This window comes from Nitrosospira sp. CT (assembly GCF_059489795.1).
The window spans coordinates 350,615-369,622 of record NZ_JCAHZJ010000066.1; the positions used below are offsets into that span (position 1 = coordinate 350,615).

The following is a 19,008-nucleotide window of genomic DNA, read 5'->3' on the forward strand; positions in this document are numbered from 1 at the left end:
TCAGCGGTAGGAGAGGCAGCCACTTCCAGGACCTTTACCACGGGCAGGGAAAATTAAGCCCTGAACACGCCTACGCCCCCAGCTTCGCTGGATTGAACGAGAAAGCTATTTCAGAGATTGCATACCCATTTGCCTTGCTATTAACGTGACCGGGTGAATGACTTCGATCCCCAATCCTGCCTGTCGCAAGCCGGTAGCGATATGCAGTGCGCAGCCCACATTGGATGTCGCAAGGTAACATGCCTGCCCTGCTTTCAAGGCCGTCACTTTGTCCTCGAGCAGTGCCGCCGATATCTCCGGCTGATCCAGGAAATAGGTTCCTGCAGCGCCGCAGCATTGATCATTCCCGGCAAGAGGTACTACTCGCGCTTGCGGGATGCGCTCCAGCAGTTTATAGGCGTATGCCGATGCGCGTAATACATTGCGCAAGGTGCAAGGCTCATGTACCAGGATTTTGTACGGCAAGGGCTGGAGCCTGACATCTTCCCATCCTTCTGTCCCCGCGAGGAATTCACTGATATCCAGGAACTTCGGCGGCGATCGCCTGGTAGTCTCGCTCCCTGTTTGCGGGCCTACCGCTGGTGCCCCTGTTGTGCGCTGCCAATCAGGGAAAGAGGAATATTCGGACAACTGTGCACCGCAACCGGATGCCGTAGTGATAATCGCACCCAAATCCAACCCAGCGAACGCCTGTATGTTCTGACGTTCCAGTTGCTCCGCCGTATCCGCGTCGCCCCTGTGCCGGTGAAGCGCTCCGCAGCAAGTCTGGGCGGAGGGCACATGCACGGTATAACCCAATTGGTTGAGTACGAACAGGGTCGCGTCCAATGTGGTTACATCCGCCACGCGTGCGACGCAACCAAGGAACAGCCCAACCTCCCCTCGCGGCTTGCCGACAGCAGGATAAACAGGCGACCATGATGAAGAACGAGGCTTGTCGATAAACGGAACCTGGGCTTCCAGCAAGGCGAGTTTCGTCTTGCCCAGCAAACCGGATTTGCGCACCCATTTCTGCAAGCCGCTTCGCTGATAGAAACGCAGAAGCGGCCGCAATGCATCAATACGCGAGGGATGTGCGATCAGTTCACGCTCTACCCATTTCCGAAATCGGGATACCCGGAATCCCGGATTGTTCCTCCCGACCCCAAGCGGTGGTGACGAAATCATCTCCCGGGCGTCGTCTATCAACTGACTAAAACGGACATGGTTGGGACAGGCAGCTTCGCAGGCGCGGCAGGTAAGGCAACGATCCATGTGCAATGCGAAACGTGCATTCATTGGAATGCGTCCGGCGGCCACTCCACTCATCAATGCAATGCGCCCACGCGGCGAGTCAGCCTCGGACAACGTGATCCGATAACTGGGACAATACGGCACACAGAGGCCGCACGCGACGCACTGGCTGGCTTCGTCGCTTATTTCGCGGCGCAATCGCAGTAATGGATCCGAAGAAAAATCGGAAGGAAGGTCAACCGGCTTCATGGACAGTAGACCTGCTTTTGTCAGAGCCGTTCAAATTCAAAAAAATTTTACGTGGGAGGATGAAAAGAAGATTTGTGCTGACATTCACACGCCCCCCTCATGGCAGGGCGCAGACCAGAGCAAAATTTTCAGGAGAGCAGGACGGGACTCTCCAAATCGTACTTGTCGATCGAATGAGGAACAGTGTTTCATCGAAGCGGAGTAGTCACTGGACCCTGGATCGAAGTCGCAGAGGGGTAATATCAAGGGGGTAATATCAAGGAGTAGTACAATATGGCTTATTCCGGGCCGCGTGTCCCGTATATATAACGCTCGAGCTGGTCGATGATAAATTCGCGGCCCGAGATCGCATCCTTGACCAGGTCGCCGATGGAGATGATCCCTATGACTTTACCATCCTCCAGCACGGGCAAGTGGCGAACTCGGGTTTTAGTCACCAATGCCATGCAATCCTCGGTGGAATAATCCGGGCTCACATATGCCACCTGCGCAGTCATGAGTTCTTTCACCTGGATATCTTTCGCGAGCCGATCCAGGCTGTATGCCTTGCGGGAATAATCTCTCTCGGTAAAAATGCCTGACAGTTTTCCCCGGTGCAACACCAGCAACGCACCGATATTTTTCGCCGCCATCAAGTGCATGGCCTCATATACCGATTTATCCGGCTCGATGCTCGCAACTTCGTATCCTTTGCCCTCCAATAATTCCCTTACGGTCGTCATGGATCACTCCCCCCTCAGTTTCAAGCATGCAAGTTCTTTATCATACCCATCCAATCATAGCATGTCATATTAAAGCCGAGAGTGATGTGAAGCTGCTCCTCACACTCCAATCTTCTATAGCAGGCGGCTCTTGTCGCCGCCCGTGAAACCGACAGGAGGTGGATGGTTCCTGCGAATCCCTTTGCCTAGGATCATGACCTTGAATAGTTCCCCCATTTCAGCCGGGCTCACCAGTTTCTGCACCTGGTTTGCCAGCGGCAAATAGTCCCTTGTGTTCCCAGCAGGCGTCTCCGCCAGAATTTCCGTTATTCCGCAATTGATGAGAAAGTGTGCCTGTGTCGTATAACCCAGCAATTCCAGGCCCGCTTCGGTGCCCGAATCGGCAACGGCGCTGAAATCGACATGGTTGGTTATATCCTGCAGACCTGGCAGGTAAAATGGATTGTCATGGGCGTTGTGGCGGTAATGACACATCAATGTTCCCTGCCTGCGCTGAGGATGATAATACTCATCCCGGCCGAATCCGTAATCGATCAGCAGGATCGCCCCTCGTTGCAGCATTTTGCCGAGACTCGCAATGAAACCCCGCGCCTCAAGGCAGATTTCACTGACATATTCACCTTCATTACCCCCGGAACGAATTCGATCCGCCAGTTCCCGCGCCGCTTCGAAAAGTACTCCTTCTGCAAGAGGGCGTTCACTCCAGACAAACTCATTGCCGGCTGAGGAGACACCGCGCTCGTATAATGCGTCGCCGCGCCACGCGACCAGGTGCACCGGCATGGCATCGAGCACCTCGTTGGCCAGTATCAGGCCATCGAACTGCTCCGGCAAACGTTTCAGCCAGTGGACTCGGGAGGCGAGATGCGACGCGAACTGCTCAAGCAACTGCCGTTGACGCTGCTGAAGTTCCGCGCTCACTTCGAGGATGAAATACTGCTGTGGCAGACACCCGAGTTTTTCGAGTTCAACCAACAGATCGAGCGCCAACTTACCTGTCCCGGCGCCAAATTCGAGAATATCGCTGTCGTCACCCGTCAACTCAAGTATCTGCCTGGCTTGGCGCGCCACAGTCCTGCCAAACAGCGAGGAAATTTCGGGCGCAGTGACGAAATCGCCTTCCTGGCCGAATTTTACGGCACCCCCACTGTAGTAACCCCTGCCCGGTGCGTACAACCCCAGCCTCATGTAATACTCGAATGAAATCCACCCGCCAGCGGCACTGATTTCCGCATGAATGAGTTCTGTCAGTGCGCGGCTATGCTCGAGCGCTGCTTCGCTCGGTGCAGGGAATGGCGGCTGTGGCTGCATTGGCGCTATGCTACGCTTTGACATAGAACCGGCCATCGAACAGAAGTGCCGTCTTTCCCGCGAAAGCGGGAATCCAGAGATATTTCCTAACCAGTTTCATGACAGCAATAAAAGAAAAATCGATCAATCCGCAAGTGTAGAGGAGATAGCGATGCAAGGGAAAGTGATACTCGTCACAGGAGGAGCAAGGCGCGTGGGCGCCGCCACCTGCCGCCGCCTGCACGCACAGGGAGCAAATCTGGCCGTGCATTACAGAAGCTCGATTGAGGAGGCGCAGGCACTGCAGGCCGAACTGAACCAGGTACGGTCTAATTCAGTCGCCCTGTTTCAGGCCGACCTGCTGGATACTGCACGCCTGCCGCAACTGGTAGCTGAAACCGTAGAGCGATTCGGGAAGCTGGATGCGTTGGTCAATAACGCCTCCAGCTTTTTCTCCACCCCTCTCGGGGCAATTACCGAAGAGATGTGGGATGATCTCATGGGAAGCAACCTGAAAGCCCCCCTGTTTCTATCCCAGGCGACGGCTCCCGAATTAAGAAAACAGCATGGCTGCATTGTCAATATCGTTGACATTCATTCGGAATGGCCACTCAAAAATTACGTGGTATACAACGCCGCCAAGGGTGGACTTGCCTCGCTGACCCGATCGCTGGCGCAGGAGCTTGCGCCCGAAGTCCGGGTAAATGGCATCTCGCCTGGCCCCATTCTGTGGCCGGAAGCGGGTGTGTGGGCAGATGAAGCTTCGCGCCAGCACATCATTGGGAGGACACTGCTGAAACGAACGGGTGAGCCGGATGACATTGCCCGGACCGTTGCTTTCCTGATTTCAGATGCGCCTTACATCACCGGCCAGATCATTGCGGTGGATGGGGGGCGGAGTGTGAATCTGTAGCAAAGTTGCAAAATCGCTGGCGTCAGAATCCCCTAAAGGAAGAATCATCTGCCCAGTTTCCTCGCTTTCAATGCCTGGTTTTCGGACATATCTTTCCAAACCCGCCCATTTAAAGTGTTAATCGAGGTCATTACCCATATTATAAATCGGCTTAGATGACGCCCTAATGAGGGAGAGCGCTGTTGACGAGCCGTTCAATGAACAAAGCATTCATGAACTAGCCAATTTAAGAACCCAAAAGGGCCATTTCCATGCCATCTATATTTAAAGAGATTTCTTCTGGTGTAGAAACTCTATTATCTTGGTCGCTGTGACGGCGGGACTAAAGAGATAGCCCTGCATCTCCTCACATTCGAGGCTTCGCAAAAGCTCGGCTTGCTCAATCGTTTCCACCCCCTCGGCAACGACACGCAAATGCAACGAATGTGCCAGAGATATGATTCCGGAAACAATGGTGAGATTGTCTGGATTGATATTCATATCGCTGATGAAAGCGCGATCAATTTTCAGGACATTGACGGGCAATTTGGCGATATAACTGAGCGAAGAATAACCGGTACCGAAATCGTCTATCGCAAGCTCGATACCCATATCCTGGATGAGATTGAGCTTCTCGATATTGGCTTTGATATCGTGCATGATTACACTTTCCGTGATCTCAAGCTGGAACGCAGCCTGATCTCCCGCGTCGCTTACCACATTTGCCACCATATCGACAAAATCCTTCTGCCGTAACTGAACGGGAGAAACATTGATAGCAATTCTCGGTGGATTTAAACTCATGGCTTTCCATTTATTTGCATCCGATATCGCTTTGCTCAGCGCCCATCGCCCCGCGTCAAGAATCATTCCTGTTTCTTCAAGTAAGGGAATGAAGTGCAGCGGTGAAAGTACCATAGCGCTTTCCGGATCGTGCCAGCGCATCAGGGCCTCGAGTCCGCTTATTTGCCCACTCTTCAAATCAACCTTGGGTTGGTAGTACAGCACCAATTGTTCCTGCTCCAACGCCTGACGCAGCTTGATCTCGAGTTTCAGTTTTTCTTTAACCCGTGCATGAAATTCGGGAGCATAAAACAAATGCTTGTCGGAAGAATGCTTGGCCTTCTTTAGCGCTGTTTCAGCATTTCTCAAGAGCGTATCAGTATCCAGGCCGTCGCTAGGAAAGAACGAAGCTCCCGCCCTGGCGGAAACCCACAGTTCCTGTCCATTAATTAAAAAGGGCTCGTTCTGAACCTCGAACAGAAGCTTCTCTAGCATATGGACGATGTCGATGCTTTCCTCTTCATGTTTTCTGGCAATAGCAAAATAATCGGCGGAAAGATGAGCCAGAATGTCTGCTTCTGAAAGCAGCTGCTTCAGCCGCTTTGCAAGTTGGCGGAGTAGACTGTCGCCCGCTCCATGGCCGAACGATTCATTAATACTGCTGAACCGTTCGATGTCCAGGACAATTACGGAAAGCATCTCGTGACCGGAAGAAACCATCTTGATCCGCTGATTAACCCGGTCTAGAAATAATGCCCGGTTCGGAAGCTCGGTCACAGCGTCGAAGAAAGCCAGATAATTGATGCGCTCCTCTTTTTTCAGGTGATCCATTGCAAACGAAATATCGCCTGCCATTTCTACTAGCAAAGCAATTTCCTCCTCGTCGAAAAACCCTGTCTCGGGAGTATAGAGAGTCAGAGTGCCAACGAGTTGCCCATCGAGAACCAGGGGCAAGATCGCCATGGAAAGATAATCGTGAGCCAGCGCTGCGTTATGCAAACCCTCCATGCGCTTATCGGCAATGAGATCATTGCAAATGAACGGCTTGAGATGTGTGATTAAATCCTCTACCAGTGGAGCGCCTTCCGGCGCACTCATCAGAGATAGGTTGAGTTGGAGCAGCTCATCATTTCCTTGCCCCATCTTAGCCACTGGTGTAATTATTCTCGTATTTCCCCCCAGCATTCCGATCCAAGCGAAAGCGAATCCACCATGAACGACTGCAATACGGCATGCCTCATTGAAAAGCTCCTGTATTTCACGGACACGCACAATGGCTGTATTGATACCACTTAACACGCTATACAAACGGTTGAGCCGGACTACTCTCGCTTCATATTCCTTGCGCTGAGCGATCTCCGCTGTTAACGCCGCAGTACGTTCCCCCACCAACTTTTCCATATGTTCATGCAATCGGGCGCGCTCCAGCGCAACACTTACCTGCTGGCCAATCCCGTGGAATGTGTCCAACTCATTCTCCCTGAACTGATCCTGTTCCAGGCCCAGGAGATTCATCACGCCCTGGTTCTTGCTGCCACTCCACATCGGTATGGTGATATGGTGGCAAGAACCCTTGCCTCCGCTTGAGAAGAGACGCTCGCAGTTTAAAATTTTAGGAGTATTGCCGAGCTCTCCGGTGAGCAAAAGGCGCAGGCAATTGCATGATATATCCAAGCCATCAGCACTTACTGATGCAGGTACGTTTCGTGAGCCTGCCAAACTCAGACCGTCGGTATTCCATAAATAAAGCCATCCCGCCTGGACTCCCGGCAACATCATGGCGTACTCCAGCGCTTTTTCGCTGACCTCGCGCTCGGTTGCTGCCTGGTTCAAGCCTTCCGCCATTCGATACAGCCCATTGAGCAAGCGATTCGAGTGCGTCAGCTCACGTTGTCGCGTATTCAGTTCAGCGTTGAGGCGAACCGCATCCTCATAAACTGAAATCAATAGATCCACGATCTGCTGCCGCTCACTGGTGATGAAATGTTTTTGCCCGCCCAGATAAATCTGCATTCCCATTTGCATCTTCTGACTCTTGCGCAGCTCATGGCTCATCAGCAGATACTCGATGCGATCAAGAAGATACCGGTCGTCGTAGGGCTTGCGGATAAAATTGTCGGCCCCTGATTCCAATCCCTGGATGATATCCTTGACATCCGCCAGCGAGGTAAGCAGGATCACTGGAATCTTCTTGAGTTGTGCGTCCCGCTTGATTTCGCCGCATAGCGCAAACCCATTCATTTCCGGCATCATCACATCACTGATAATCAATGTCGGGTTGCGCTGCCGCGCCCTCGAGAGGGCCTGCTTGCCATCGCCTGCAGTGGTAACTTTGTAGCCGTTTTCCTCCAGCAGATACTTCAGTTTTTCCGCTTGCGTGGGACTGTCCTCCGCGATGAGAATCTCGACTTTCCGGGCATCGTGGATTGAAATATCATGCGCCAAGCTTAGTTTCTCCTCGTTCTGCCACCATATTCGTTAGCGCTGCGGCAATCTTTTCCAGAGGCAAGACCATGGTCGCCGCACCTAACCTGATCGCCTCGCCCGCCATACCGTGAACGACCGAACTTTCCTTGTCTTGTGCGAAAGTAATCGCGCCTTTCTCCTTCAGAAGGCGTAATTCGTCGGCACCATCACGGCCCATCCCCGTCAATAGGCCAGCAACGGCATCGTGACCGTAGACTCTGGCAACCGACCTAAAAAGATATGAAATTGAGGGTCTTGATCCATACTCTGGCTCGTCCTTGGTCAAAACGATCTCCCCTCGGTTCTCCACCTTCATCTGGTATTCATCGGGTGCCATATAAACATGCCCTGGCAGGGGCAACTCACCCTGCCTTGCAATATGAACGGGGAGATTGGACGAGTTCTTTAACCATTGGACAAATCCTTCCATGAATCCCGCAGTCATATGCTGAACGATTAGAATAGGCACAGGAAAATGCTTTGGGAGTGACGAAAGAATCGCCTCGAGTGCAGGCGGGCCGCCCGTTGAAGCACCTACAACGACAATTCTTGTTTGCGCCACAAGGTTAAGCAGGGGGGCACGTACAGAAAGGGAGGCCGGAGAAGCTCCTCGCATGCGCGCCCAGCGACGAACTACCTTTACTTCTGACATCAGTTTTACGACCTCTATCATCTTCCGAGCTGTCGCCTCGTGATCCGGATGACCGATGCCTGCCGGCCGCGGGAGCACTGCCAATGCTCCTGCATCGATCGCATCAAATGTGATCCCAACCTCTGCCGGATCCGTACTGCCGCTCACGATGACAATGGGAGTCGGCTGTGTCTCCATGATCAGCTGTGTGGCCGCCACTCCATTCAGCTTCGGCATGTGAATATCCATCGTGATTACGTCGGGCCGATGGTTGCGCAAGGCATCGATTGCTTCTTCTCCGTCGCCGGCGGTCGCAATAACAGTGATATCAGGATCGGAACTGAGTATGTAAATGAGGAACTCTCGCACTACTGGTGAATCTTCCACTACCAGGACGTTTATCATGGGAGGGAACTCACGGATTAATGCTGCTGATACTGATCAGGCGTCGGGTCGCCTCCAGCAAATTGCTTTGGTCAAAGCGACTCTTCACGATATATGCATTCGCTCCCACATCGATGCCTCGCTCCCGGTGATCACGTGAATCCAATGCCGTTACCAATACCACCGGCAGCGCCGCCAACTGCTTGTCAGCACGTATCTTGGCTGTCAGGGCAAAGCCATCCATTCGCGGCATTTCAACATCAGAGACTACCAGGCTGTAGGCGCCCGTTTTAAGGGCGGTATAGCCCTCCACTCCATCCACAGCTGTAGTCACACGATAACCTGCCGATTCCAGGATATGTTTGAGCAGCGTCCGAGCAGTGATGGAATCGTCCACCACTAAAATAGAGGGCTTGTTTGATGTTCCCTGCTTCTCAGCCGATGAGTGCTGAGTAGAGATGAATGTAGCCGAGGATGCTTTCACAGCCGATTTCAACAGATCAGGTACGTTAAGCACCGGGACCACTCGCCCGGTTCCCAGCATGCATACACCCGCGACGTTTCTTACCCGCTTCAATGGCGGGAGGAGTGCTTTTATTACTACCTCTTGCTCCCCGAGAACCTCTTCCACGAGAAATGCAACACGACCAAGACCTGAACTAAGAACGATCCCCCGCAAATAGTGCGTAGGTTCCATTTCTGCCGAATTGCGAGCCAGTTCCAGTATGTCATTCAACCTGACCAGAGAAACAGGTTGTTTATCTACCAGAATGGTTTCTCGAGTTTTCACTGTCTGAATTTCGTTTTTGGCGATTCGGACTACTCGCTCAACGCTGCTTGAAGGAATAACAAAAAGCTGTCCTCCGGCATGAACCAGAACTCCCCGGGTATTTGTTAGCGTTAACGGCAGTAAGATATGGAAAGCAGTTCCGGTATCAGTACTTGATTTGACCTTGATGCTGCCGCCCAAAGCTTCAACCTTTTCACGTACAATCGCGAGTCCCAGGCCGCGTCCAGAGATATCGGTGATGAGGGGACTGGTGGTCACACCAGATCTAAAAATAAGCGCAAGCAATTCCGACTCACCCAGTTGCTCCATCTCCTCCTCAGACATTACGCCAAGCTTGTGAGCGGCAGCTTTCAATTTACCGACATTGATTCCGGCCCCATCATCGGCTACACGTATCTCAGCCTTACCGCTATCGCTTTGCGAGCATGCGAAGGTGATTCTTCCCGACGAAGGCTTACCTCTAGCTAACCGGGCTGCCGGCTGCTCAATACCGTGGTCGATGCAATTACGCACCAGATGGATCAAAGGGTCTTTCATCTCTTCCAAAATATGCCGATCAATTTCCACCTCGCCGCCACTCACCACCAGCTCCAGGCTCTTGCCCTGTTCGCGGGCCAGCTCGCGCGAGAATCGCGGCAGAATATCCAACAGCGTCGAGAAAGGCAGTAATTGCATTTCTTTGACGTCCTGAATCAGACAATCGGTCATGCCAGCAAGTGCGCGTTGGTCTTGTTCGATAGTCCGCTGCAATCTCCCTAGCCGCTCCTCAAGCGCTTTCATTTGAAGCGGCTCCCCATCCAGGTATTTGAGCAGCTTCGGGAGCTCATGTTGTCCTTGGAAGGGGCTATCCTTGAGGCCGGATGTCAACTCGCGATCAATAATGCGGACTGCCGACTGGATTTGCAGGCGCTGCTTCTTCCATGTGGCAAGTGTCGCGGTGATTTCGCCTAGCTCCTTGGCCCGTTGTCGCGCTGTCAGGCAGGGCAGCAACAATTCCTCAACCTGACGCAGAACCTTTTCGAGTTTTACGGTAGGCACTCTGATTGTTGCAGATGCATGGCTCGGAGTAGAGGTGCGCAAATATGCCCTTACGTCGGCACGGGTTGGGGATGATTCATCAGGGGGAAGCAAAGATAAAGGTGATGCAGCCTGCGATAATGAGGAGCCCGTACGCCCTTCTTTTATGGGACTTTCCAGCGTTTCATCGAGCTGTCGGGTTATTGTAGTCAACAACGGCTTTTGCCGCTCAGTCATGCTGCCCTCTCCTGAAACGAGCGTCCCTAGGGCATCGACCGTCCTAAGCAGCCGATCGATGAGCGATGACGATACGGCAAGGCTTTTATCTTTCAGTGCGGAGAATACATTTTCCAGAGAACGGCAGGCCTCCTCGACTTGGGCAAGGTTGACTGCTCGTGCTGCACCTTTGAGACTATGTGCGCACCGCAACATGTTCTCAATGATATCGAACGCCGGGGTATCTACAGGTTTTCCCTCCAGGGCGAGCAGTCCCGACGATATATCCTTCAGGTGGGCCTCTGCCTCGATGCGAAACATTGCAAGGAGCCTTTCCAGAAGCACATCCCTTTTGTCAGGCATGGACTTTTCCCGCTTCCTCTATGAAACGGTCTTTCTTGCTGCCTACGAGGACACTCAATTTATTCCCCATCTCATATAAGCCTTGTGCCGCTGATTCTGCCTGCCTGGTACCTGCCACGTTCTGTTCGCTCGCCTGCTGGATATTAGTCATGGCCATCGCCACCTGATCCATGCCGACCATTTGTTGCTTGCTTGATGCCGCAATTTGGGTAGCTGCTTGCGCTGCCTCACTGATGCTGGTGGATAGTAGGCGGATTGCTTCATCAGTCTCGGTGGATTGCCTGACCCCCGCCTCTACCGCTTTATTGCCCTGCTCAGTGGCGAGTACCGCAGCATTAGTCGCTTTCTGAATATCACCCAGAATGCTTCGCACCTGGGCAGTGGCTTGTCTGGATTGCTCCGCCAGGCTTCTTATCTCCCGAGCAACTACGCCAAAACTCTTACCTTGCTCCCCAGCCCGGGTCGCCTCAATAGCGGCATTCACGGCCAACAAATTGGATTGCTCAGCCAGGTCGTTGACTGTGGCAATGATCTCGGCGATGGCATGCCCCTGCTTGGAGAGCTGCATAATGCTCTCAGCTATGGATTCCATCTGCTCCTGGATCCGATTCATTCCACTAATAGCCTCCTCCACCGATTTGCGTCCAGCCTCGGAGATATTGGAAGCTTTCTGCGCGCTGTCTGATACATATTTAGCTTTCTGGCTCGTAGTCAATGCGGTTTGCTTGACCTCTTCCACGGTGGCGGTTGTCTCGCTTACTGCGGCTGCGGTCTCGGCTGCGCCAGCGGCAACCTGGGAAGTGGTGGAAAGAATCTCTGCTGAAGACGACGCAAGTTGGGTGATGCTCTCCCGGAGCTGTCCGGTAATCATGCGGCTCAGGCGAATGCCGATTGTTAGTCCAACTAAAACAGTAAATAAAGAAACAGACACCAATGCAGTGGTATAAGACCTCACTTTCTCCATGGCTTCAGTTTTTCTACTTTCCAGAATTGCAGATTGTTTCTCATAGAAACGCTTGGCCTTATCTATAAATGCAAGGCTGAGCGGACGGAACGTATTAATTACGAAGGCGAGCGCTTCCTCGGGTTTTTGCTCAAACGAGAGTCGGACGGCTTGTTGCTGGGCCCCCTCCAATTGTTTGTGCAGGGATTCGAGCTCGTTGAGTAGGCTATCCCCCTTGTTTCCACTCATTAGCTGTCGAATTTTTTCGAGGATTTGTTTGAACTGGCGATCATTGTCTTGCAGGAGCGCCTGGTTGGTCTTCTGCAGCTCCGGATAAAGCAAAATACCCCGAACATAGGTTTGTTGCGCAAGCCCCGCAATCCGCAATTCATTCGCGCTCTCCATCAGTCGCTCATCTACGCGCAGGAAATGATCGTAGGTCGCCTGTGTCTGGCTAAGTGCATAGAATGCGACAGCGGTGGAGAGTGCAAGAAGCGCCAGTATGATGGAATACCCTCCAATTATCTTTTCACTGATGGTCATGCTGCCCTTTCAAAACTTCGTTTCGTTATTTAGATTCAGTGTCTTCACCCATTTCGATACTTCTACTCGGCTACTTGCTCATCTACAACGATGCTTTCATCCATGAGAAGATTTTCCGCATCAAGAACCGCTAGTCGCTCCGAGGTTATTCCCTTGAGGTATTTCTTACGAATGCCCATAAGAGTGGGTAAAGATGACTGAATGTCGGTTGCCAAGATAGACCGGGCGCCAAGGACTTCGTCCACCAGAATGCCGAACGTCATTTTTCCCGCCTGCAGTACGATAACTTTGTTGCGTCCATGCAGCTCCTTCTCCGGCACTTCGAAAAACTTCTTCAGGTCAATGACCGGCAGGATCTCCCCGCGCAGGGTAACAATGCCGCGAATAAAGCCAGGGGTGCAGGGCAGCGGTGTAATGTCCTCAACCTCGGCGACCTGAGTGACATAGCACGATTCAAGGGCGTAGCGTTCACAACCAAGAATAAATTCCACGATTTCAATGTCTTCATTCCGTCCCTCTTGAGCCGGTAATTCCTGAGCCAGGGCCAATGCCCTCAATTGCAAGATCTGCTGAATTTTTTCATTGGAAGGCACCCAAGTGCTGTCCACTGTTGCACGAGGAGAATTCTGGTTCTGCTTGAGCTCGAGAGAATTTCCGGAAGCCACTTTCCTTTTTTGAAACCCTAAAGTTCTAGTTGTCATGTGATGCTCTACTCTTTATTTCCCGATGATTGAGTGAATCGCATATTCTTATAGAGGTAATGAAATGAGTGAGATTGCCGGCGGTCAGGCCGCCTGAGTCCGGGAGAATGTCGTTGGATGAATATCCATTCAACAGCGATAGTGCATTGTCAAAATGACGTTCTGCTTCCTGGCTTTTGCCCTGCGTCAGGCAGAGACTACCCAAGGCAAAATGGGCAAGCACAAGATCAGGATCAAGATATAGCGTATTCATCAGGCACCGCATTGCTTCCTGGGCCTGCCCCAGCTCCTGGTGAATCGTTGCCAGGAGATAGTAAGCCGCAGGGTTCAGTTTGTTAGCGGCAATTGCTTCCTCGCACTTCTTTACAGCCCTGGTGAGGTCGCCTCGATCGGCATAGCGACGAGCTTCGTGATAAAGCGTATTGGACCGCTCTTGATTCGCTGATTGGTTTGCAACATCTTGCACACTTGTTAGTTGAGTGAAGGGGCTTGATGCCACCGGCAATATGTTGTGCGGTTCCATGCTTTCGAGCGAAAGAGGCGTTTCCCAGCCCTGCAGACTGGAGGGCGGCGCTGAAGCTGAAGTTACCTTGTATAAAGCATTCGATGACGGACCCAAGGAGAAGTAATTGCCATTTCCATGCACGTCGTGACTGTCAATCTTCTGATAGAGGCCAGTTCCGGAAACGGTACGAAGTCGGAATTGCGGAAACGAGTCGCTAGACATTTCCACCGGACTCACAATGAGCCATCCATGGTCGACTAGAGATCGATGAAAGGCCTGTCCAATTCTTTTAACTGCCTGGGAGCTGAAATACATCAGGACATTTCGGCAGAAGATGACGTCCACGGCGCGGGTGCCAGTGGCCTGCGATGCATACACATCCTCGGCCAGATTCAGATTGGAGAACGTTACTCTTTTACGGATATGCGGCCCTATCTCGAATAGGCCGTTTTTTTTCCGTTTAAAGTAACGCTCTTTAATCCAAGCCGGGGTCCCCCGAAAAGCCCACTCCCTATATAAGCCCTCGGCTGCTCGATCCAGGAATACCGGATTGATGTCTGTTGCAAGGATTGTCGCATTCCATTCCTCCTCATGCTTCTTGTACAATCGATCAAGGAGTATGGCAATCGAATAGGGCTCTTCGCCCGTGCAACAGCCCGCACTCCAAATGCGCAGTTGGCGATTGTTTTCTTTGCATTTCCGTATCAGTTCCGGAAGAATACTTTGTTCAAGTACGTCCAGGCATTTCTGCTCCCGGAAGAAGTAGGTCTCCCCGACAGTAAGGCGGCAAGCAAGTATGTCGATCTGTCTGCGGGTCAGGGAAGTGGAAAGGAGGTAACGGGCAGCTGTTTCGGTGTCCGGCATGTCAAGCTCGGGTGCGGCAGCCGCAATTGCGCGCTCGAGGTCAGCCCAGCGCTTTTGCGGATAATACAAGCCCATCTTCATCGCTATTAAATCACTTAGCTGCGAGACCAGCACATAAGGAAGGGTGATTTGCATGCCCTATGAGGTACTAAGTGCCAAATCCAAGGACTTTTCTTCTTCTAATGAAAGGAATTCGCCAAGATTCTGGATAAGGATCAATCCATCCTGAAATTTGATGACTCCCCTTAAGTACTTGAGGGGAGGAAAGAATTCATCTATTGGAACCACACATTGTTCCAGACATTCCGCAACTCCCATCACTGAATTTACCGCCAGCCCCACAAGACGGGTCGTCGTATGGGCGAAAATCAGCCAGTCAGTCAGCAAAATTTCACGCTTTGGGAGATCAAACCGTTGACGGATGTTCACAATAGGGACAACTTTGCCGCGAAGATTAACTACACCGAGCACAATTTCCGGCGCCCCGGGTAGCGGCGTTATATAAACCATGCGTGCGACACTCTCCACCGCAGGCAAATGCAAGGAGTACCGCTGATCATCCAGGAAAAAAACCAAATAATGATTTCCGGCCCTTACTGGGGTATCAAACTTCATGATTGATATAAATTGTTATGGTGATGGAGCGCCTCAGCTAGCACCATCTTCTTGCCGAGTGGGAGTAAAGGAATAAGATGCCAAGACAGACAAAGCCAGGTTAGCTCTTCGAAGCAGCCATAGTCCGCACCCAAGAGTTGAATTTTCAGTATTGTCCGCCCTTCTATCGCGGGTACCGGGGTGACAAGCCGAGAAAACTCGAAAACCAGGTTACAGTGAATTATTCCGCTTTCACTATCGGCCCTGCATTGCTGGAAACAGCATGTCTAGTTATCACTGCCAGCTTTTTTGAAGAAATATTTGCTGTATGCATGTGAGTTAATAAACGTATGAGACTACAGAATGAGTACTTTTGCACCTGTAAAATCTTACAGGTGCAAATAGCTTTACCTCTTTTAACGCCAAAGGCCATGATGTAAGTGCCGGCCAATCTGCTGGCATCGAAAGCCAGCGAACGATTAACAGCTCCAAAGTAAGTGTTTCAGAGGCTGTAACTTCGGCTATTAACATCTCCGATTTCGAAGTCTTTCCTATTTTCTGAATGGAACCGAAGGTAATACCAACAGATTTTGGCAAGCTGCTCTTGATGAAATGCCCGGCGGCGCAATTGTTACCACCGCCGATGGCGTTGGCGTTTACTGGAACAAGGGGGCGCAATCTATGTTTGGCCATACGGTGGCGGAAGCCTTGCAAAGGAGGCTTACTGAACTCGTCGGTGCCCCTGATCATCGATCAAGATCAACCAGAGCCTGAGAAATACGCACGAGGCAAGGGCTTCAGTAGGCGAGATGTTATGTCGCAAAAAAGACGGCCTGCTGATCCATGTAAACCTTTCATGCAAGGTCCTGCCGCCTGAGATGCTCGGGCAGCCAACGCAGGCCTGGAAAGGAAAAGAATGCATGAGACGTTCCCATCCTCTCCCCCGATCGTTGTACTCAGGGGAATTTATTTTCATTTCAGATTTCAAATTGCACTGGAGTATCAAAAAACGAGATCGAGATCTCATGACCAGGATTTATATAGGGGCATCTTGAAATGAAAAGGGTTGTAGTTATGGCAGCGGCCTTGGGCATTATTATGGGTGCATATGCAGTGGAGAAAATCACGATACCTGGGCAGGCAACGGATTACGTCATTCTAGGGATGGGGTGCTTCTGGGGTGCGGAGAAGCGCATGGGAGAAATTCCCGGGGTCGTCGATGTGGAAAGCGGTTATGCAGGCGGTGACCTTCCCGGCGCTGGTTACCAGGACATTTTGAATCATGAAAGAGCGCTTCGTACCGGTAAAACTACAGCGCGCAATCATGCGGAAGTGGTCAAGGTGGTTTTCGATCCAGCCAAGGTAACACTGGAAACAGTGCTGGCCAAATTCTGGGAGAGCCATGACCCCACTCAGGGCAATCGCCAGGGGAACGATATCGGCAGTAATTATCGCAGTGCCATCTATTACCATGACGCGAACCAGAAGGCTGTGGGACTGGCAACCCGGACTGCTTATCAAAAAGGACTCGATGCCGCGGGTTACGGCAGAATCACCACTGAGATCCTGCCACTCAAGAATTACATCACCGCTGAGGAATATCACCAGAACTATCTGAAAAAGAATCCCGATGGGTATTGCGGCTTGGGTGGCACCGGGGTGAAATACCCCGCTTCGGCCAGGGAAGTTGTGCAGATGCATACATCCTCGATCTCCTCCGGGACTTCTTCGGCCCCAGCGACGTCCAAACCGGGTGCGGAGCCCCTGAAGAGCGGGGATCTGAATCCTGCCCGGCAGTTGGTGGCGTTCGAGGCCGAGCATTGCGAATTTTGCGAGCACTTCGAAAAAGACATAATGAGCCACTGGCAAGCGGAAGTGCCGATTGCCAGGACGTTGAACTCGAATCCTCCCAGCGGTTGGAATCTGGAAAAGCCCTTGTTCGCCGCACCCACCATCGTGCTGTTCAAGAACGGCAAGGAGGTTGCCCGCTATACAGGATACAACGGCGAGAAATCCAATTTCTGGAAATGGCTGGGCTTTCAACTGCTGTCGCCCGAGCAGCAGAAGATCGCCTTCAAACAAGGTACCGAGCCTCCTTTTACCGCATCCAATCTGGATGAAAAACGCTCGGGAAGATTTGTCGACCCCGTCACAGGCGCAACCCTCTTTTACAGCAATAGCAAATTTGAAAGCGGAACGGGATGGCCCAGTTTCTTTGAACCCGTGGAAGGCGCGGTTACCCTGCACGAAGACAACTCTCACGGCATGAAGCGGATTGAAGTACGTAGCGCAAGCTCAGGCATTCACCTCGGCCACCTATTTCATGATGGACCGCCACCCAGCCACAAGCGCTATTGCATCAATGGAAACGTCCTGAAATTCGTCGCGGATCAATAAATCCGCCTCTACACATCGCATATTCTTCATTCATGCAACTGGCAGCCCCGCGGTGCTCGCATTCAGCAACCGGGGCAATGGCGGGATAGCTTGTTCATGCCTCTTCAATCCGATAAGAGTAAAAATTCCTTATGGAGTTGAAGTAACGTTCCCCCTAGCGAACTGAATTTAGCCAACACCACCCACGCGCTGATTGCCTCCTTTCACGACGAGAATTTGCAACTCTTCGTCCTGGATGTCGCAGGTGATTCGGTAATCTCCGACACGGTAGCGCCAGTAGCCGAAAAATTGAGAAGCAAGCAAGGGTTCGCCGAGGCAGCGCGCATCTTCCAGGGGTGTTATGCGCTCCTTCAGGTATTTCAGAAGGCGCGGGCGCGCATGAAGGTCCATCTTATCCAGGTCCCGTTGCGCCGCCGGATTGAAACTAATCCTGTATGTCATACTTCCTCATGATGTCCTCAAGCGGAATCATCTTTTCGCCTTTGAGACGGGAAAGCATGACTACCCGGTCAGCTTCAAGCGTATCTTCCAGCGCCTCGATGCCGTTTCGCGCGAGTTCAATCAGATAATATTGCTTGTTATGGCCGTATTCCTCCACGAGCCGGGTTAGACGCTCGTCGATATCCGGACCGAGACGGAGGGCGATCTCGTTGATTGCTTCGGGTTCAGGCCGGGGGCTCATGCGGTCTTCTTGATTTCGTGCCACCGGCTCCTGGCGGTTGAATTTGAAAACTGCCGGGAGCGTATCCCGATATTTGCGCAACGCGTCGAGTTCTTCTTTCATTTTATCCACCCTTTTATATTGAGCTGTCATTTGTCCTTTCCCTGTCTTGCAATCGCGATATCCTCTGGCCCCATGTCATGATTTTCAGGGGCTATATATATTAAAAAAATTAAAGAATGTTCGCGCGGCGGATAGCTTATAAATTGACTGATATTTTTTACTTATTGGAAAAACGCAGCGCATATTCTCGGATGACGTGTTCGATATCTCGGATGATAGTGTAGTACATCGCTGGAAAGCCCGGGCAGACAAAGCTCGGAAGATCAGAGTGTAAGCGGAAATGTACTTGATACTCTACCCGGCTCAAGGCCTCCCGCTCCTGGTCCCTGTTCTCCCTGTCCCGGCTTCTCTTTGATTTGATTTATGCCCTAGGCTTCTCCGAGCTCTCTACCTACCGCCTCTACTCCTGCTCTGGCTCGACTCACTTCGGCTGTTCGGTAATTCAAGCTCAGGCATTACTGTGTTGTGGGCAATATTGGAACTGCTTTTCTGTGAATAGAAGAGCGGGGGCGGGCTGTCACTAGGTGTTTAGCCCCACAGTGTGGTGGTGTGGGTTAGTAATAAACTTGTCTGGGTCTTCAGACCATATTTTGCAAATGTGTTCATAGGGTGTCAGACCCTTGAGGGTCTTTAGCCGTCTG

The 19,008-nt window shown here is 51.9% G+C and carries 16 protein-coding genes and 1 pseudogene; 3 read left to right on the plus strand and 14 right to left on the minus strand.

Annotated elements, in window-relative coordinates:
- Positions 1 to 105: 105 nt before the first annotated feature.
- From AC52W5_RS13040 to AC52W5_RS13050, 3 genes are all read right to left on the minus strand, one after another.
- Complete coding sequence (locus AC52W5_RS13040) at positions 106 to 1,482, minus strand: (Fe-S)-binding protein (RefSeq protein WP_495671299.1); 1,377 nt, start codon at positions 1,480 to 1,482, stop codon at positions 106 to 108.
- Between the two features lie 278 nt (positions 1,483 to 1,760).
- On the minus strand, positions 1,761 to 2,204 hold the full coding sequence (locus AC52W5_RS13045) for a CBS domain-containing protein (protein WP_495671300.1): 444 nt from the start codon (positions 2,202 to 2,204) through the stop codon (positions 1,761 to 1,763).
- A 114-nt stretch (positions 2,205 to 2,318) separates the two neighbouring features.
- Complete coding sequence (locus tag AC52W5_RS13050) at positions 2,319 to 3,515, minus strand: class I SAM-dependent methyltransferase (protein ID WP_495671301.1); 1,197 nt, start codon at positions 3,513 to 3,515, stop codon at positions 2,319 to 2,321.
- 151 nt (positions 3,516 to 3,666) lie between these two features.
- Between AC52W5_RS13050 and AC52W5_RS13055 the strand changes: the two genes are divergently transcribed.
- On the plus strand, positions 3,667 to 4,407 hold the full coding sequence (locus AC52W5_RS13055; RefSeq protein ID WP_074974106.1) for a pteridine reductase: 741 nt from the start codon (positions 3,667 to 3,669) through the stop codon (positions 4,405 to 4,407).
- Between the two features lie 264 nt (positions 4,408 to 4,671).
- Here the strand turns inward: AC52W5_RS13055 and AC52W5_RS13060 are convergent, their stop codons facing one another.
- The 8 genes from AC52W5_RS13060 to AC52W5_RS13095 form a co-directional block, all read right to left on the minus strand.
- Positions 4,672 to 7,614, minus strand: coding sequence for an EAL domain-containing protein (locus AC52W5_RS13060; protein ID WP_495671302.1), 2,943 nt, complete (start codon positions 7,612 to 7,614; stop codon positions 4,672 to 4,674).
- On the minus strand, positions 7,604 to 8,671 hold the full coding sequence (gene cheB / locus AC52W5_RS13065; protein ID WP_074973998.1) for a chemotaxis-specific protein-glutamate methyltransferase CheB: 1,068 nt from the start codon (positions 8,669 to 8,671) through the stop codon (positions 7,604 to 7,606). The genes AC52W5_RS13060 and cheB overlap by 11 nt, the downstream gene beginning before the upstream one ends.
- Before the next feature lie 10 nt (positions 8,672 to 8,681).
- Positions 8,682 to 11,036, minus strand: a complete 2,355-nt coding sequence (locus tag AC52W5_RS13070) for a hybrid sensor histidine kinase/response regulator (protein WP_495671303.1) — start codon at positions 11,034 to 11,036, stop codon at positions 8,682 to 8,684.
- A complete protein-coding gene (locus tag AC52W5_RS13075; protein WP_074973994.1) occupies positions 11,029 to 12,522 on the minus strand; it encodes a HAMP domain-containing methyl-accepting chemotaxis protein in 1,494 nt (497 codons plus the stop codon). The genes AC52W5_RS13070 and AC52W5_RS13075 overlap by 8 nt, the downstream gene beginning before the upstream one ends.
- Before the next feature lie 62 nt (positions 12,523 to 12,584).
- A complete protein-coding gene (locus tag AC52W5_RS13080; protein ID WP_256210347.1) occupies positions 12,585 to 13,115 on the minus strand; it encodes a chemotaxis protein CheW in 531 nt (176 codons plus the stop codon).
- A gap of 97 nt (positions 13,116 to 13,212) precedes the next feature.
- A complete protein-coding gene (locus AC52W5_RS13085; protein ID WP_495671304.1) occupies positions 13,213 to 14,727 on the minus strand; it encodes a CheR family methyltransferase in 1,515 nt (504 codons plus the stop codon).
- 3 nt (positions 14,728 to 14,730) lie between these two features.
- On the minus strand, positions 14,731 to 15,207 hold the full coding sequence (locus AC52W5_RS13090; protein WP_074973988.1) for a chemotaxis protein CheW: 477 nt from the start codon (positions 15,205 to 15,207) through the stop codon (positions 14,731 to 14,733).
- A 318-nt stretch (positions 15,208 to 15,525) separates the two neighbouring features.
- Positions 15,526 to 15,879 carry a hypothetical protein gene (locus tag AC52W5_RS13095; RefSeq protein WP_495671315.1) on the minus strand — a complete coding sequence of 118 codons (354 nt, stop codon included), beginning with the start codon at positions 15,877 to 15,879 and terminating at the stop codon, positions 15,526 to 15,528.
- Between AC52W5_RS13095 and AC52W5_RS13100 the strand changes: the two genes are divergently transcribed.
- Together AC52W5_RS13100 and msrA are read left to right on the plus strand one after the other, a co-directional pair.
- Positions 15,814 to 15,960 carry a PAS domain-containing protein gene (locus tag AC52W5_RS13100; protein WP_495671314.1) on the plus strand — a complete coding sequence of 49 codons (147 nt, stop codon included), beginning with the start codon at positions 15,814 to 15,816 and terminating at the stop codon, positions 15,958 to 15,960. The two genes, AC52W5_RS13095 and AC52W5_RS13100, sit on opposite strands and share 66 nt — an antisense overlap.
- A gap of 300 nt (positions 15,961 to 16,260) precedes the next feature.
- Positions 16,261 to 17,583, plus strand: a complete 1,323-nt coding sequence (gene msrA / locus AC52W5_RS13105) for a peptide-methionine (S)-S-oxide reductase MsrA (protein ID WP_495671305.1) — start codon at positions 16,261 to 16,263, stop codon at positions 17,581 to 17,583.
- Positions 17,584 to 17,751: 168 nt separating this feature from the next.
- Here msrA and AC52W5_RS13110 read toward each other — a convergent pair whose 3' ends face one another.
- From AC52W5_RS13110 to AC52W5_RS13120, 3 genes and pseudogenes are all read right to left on the minus strand, one after another.
- Positions 17,752 to 18,024 (minus strand): type II toxin-antitoxin system RelE family toxin, encoded by a 273-nt coding sequence (locus tag AC52W5_RS13110; RefSeq protein ID WP_495671306.1) that lies wholly within the window; start codon positions 18,022 to 18,024, stop codon positions 17,752 to 17,754.
- Positions 18,008 to 18,397 carry a hypothetical protein gene (locus AC52W5_RS13115; RefSeq protein ID WP_495671307.1) on the minus strand — a complete coding sequence of 130 codons (390 nt, stop codon included), beginning with the start codon at positions 18,395 to 18,397 and terminating at the stop codon, positions 18,008 to 18,010. Before AC52W5_RS13115 ends, AC52W5_RS13110 begins: the two co-directional genes overlap by 17 nt.
- Positions 18,398 to 18,887: 490 nt before the next feature.
- Positions 18,888 to 19,008, minus strand: a pseudogene (locus tag AC52W5_RS13120) (IS481 family transposase); the annotation flags it as partial.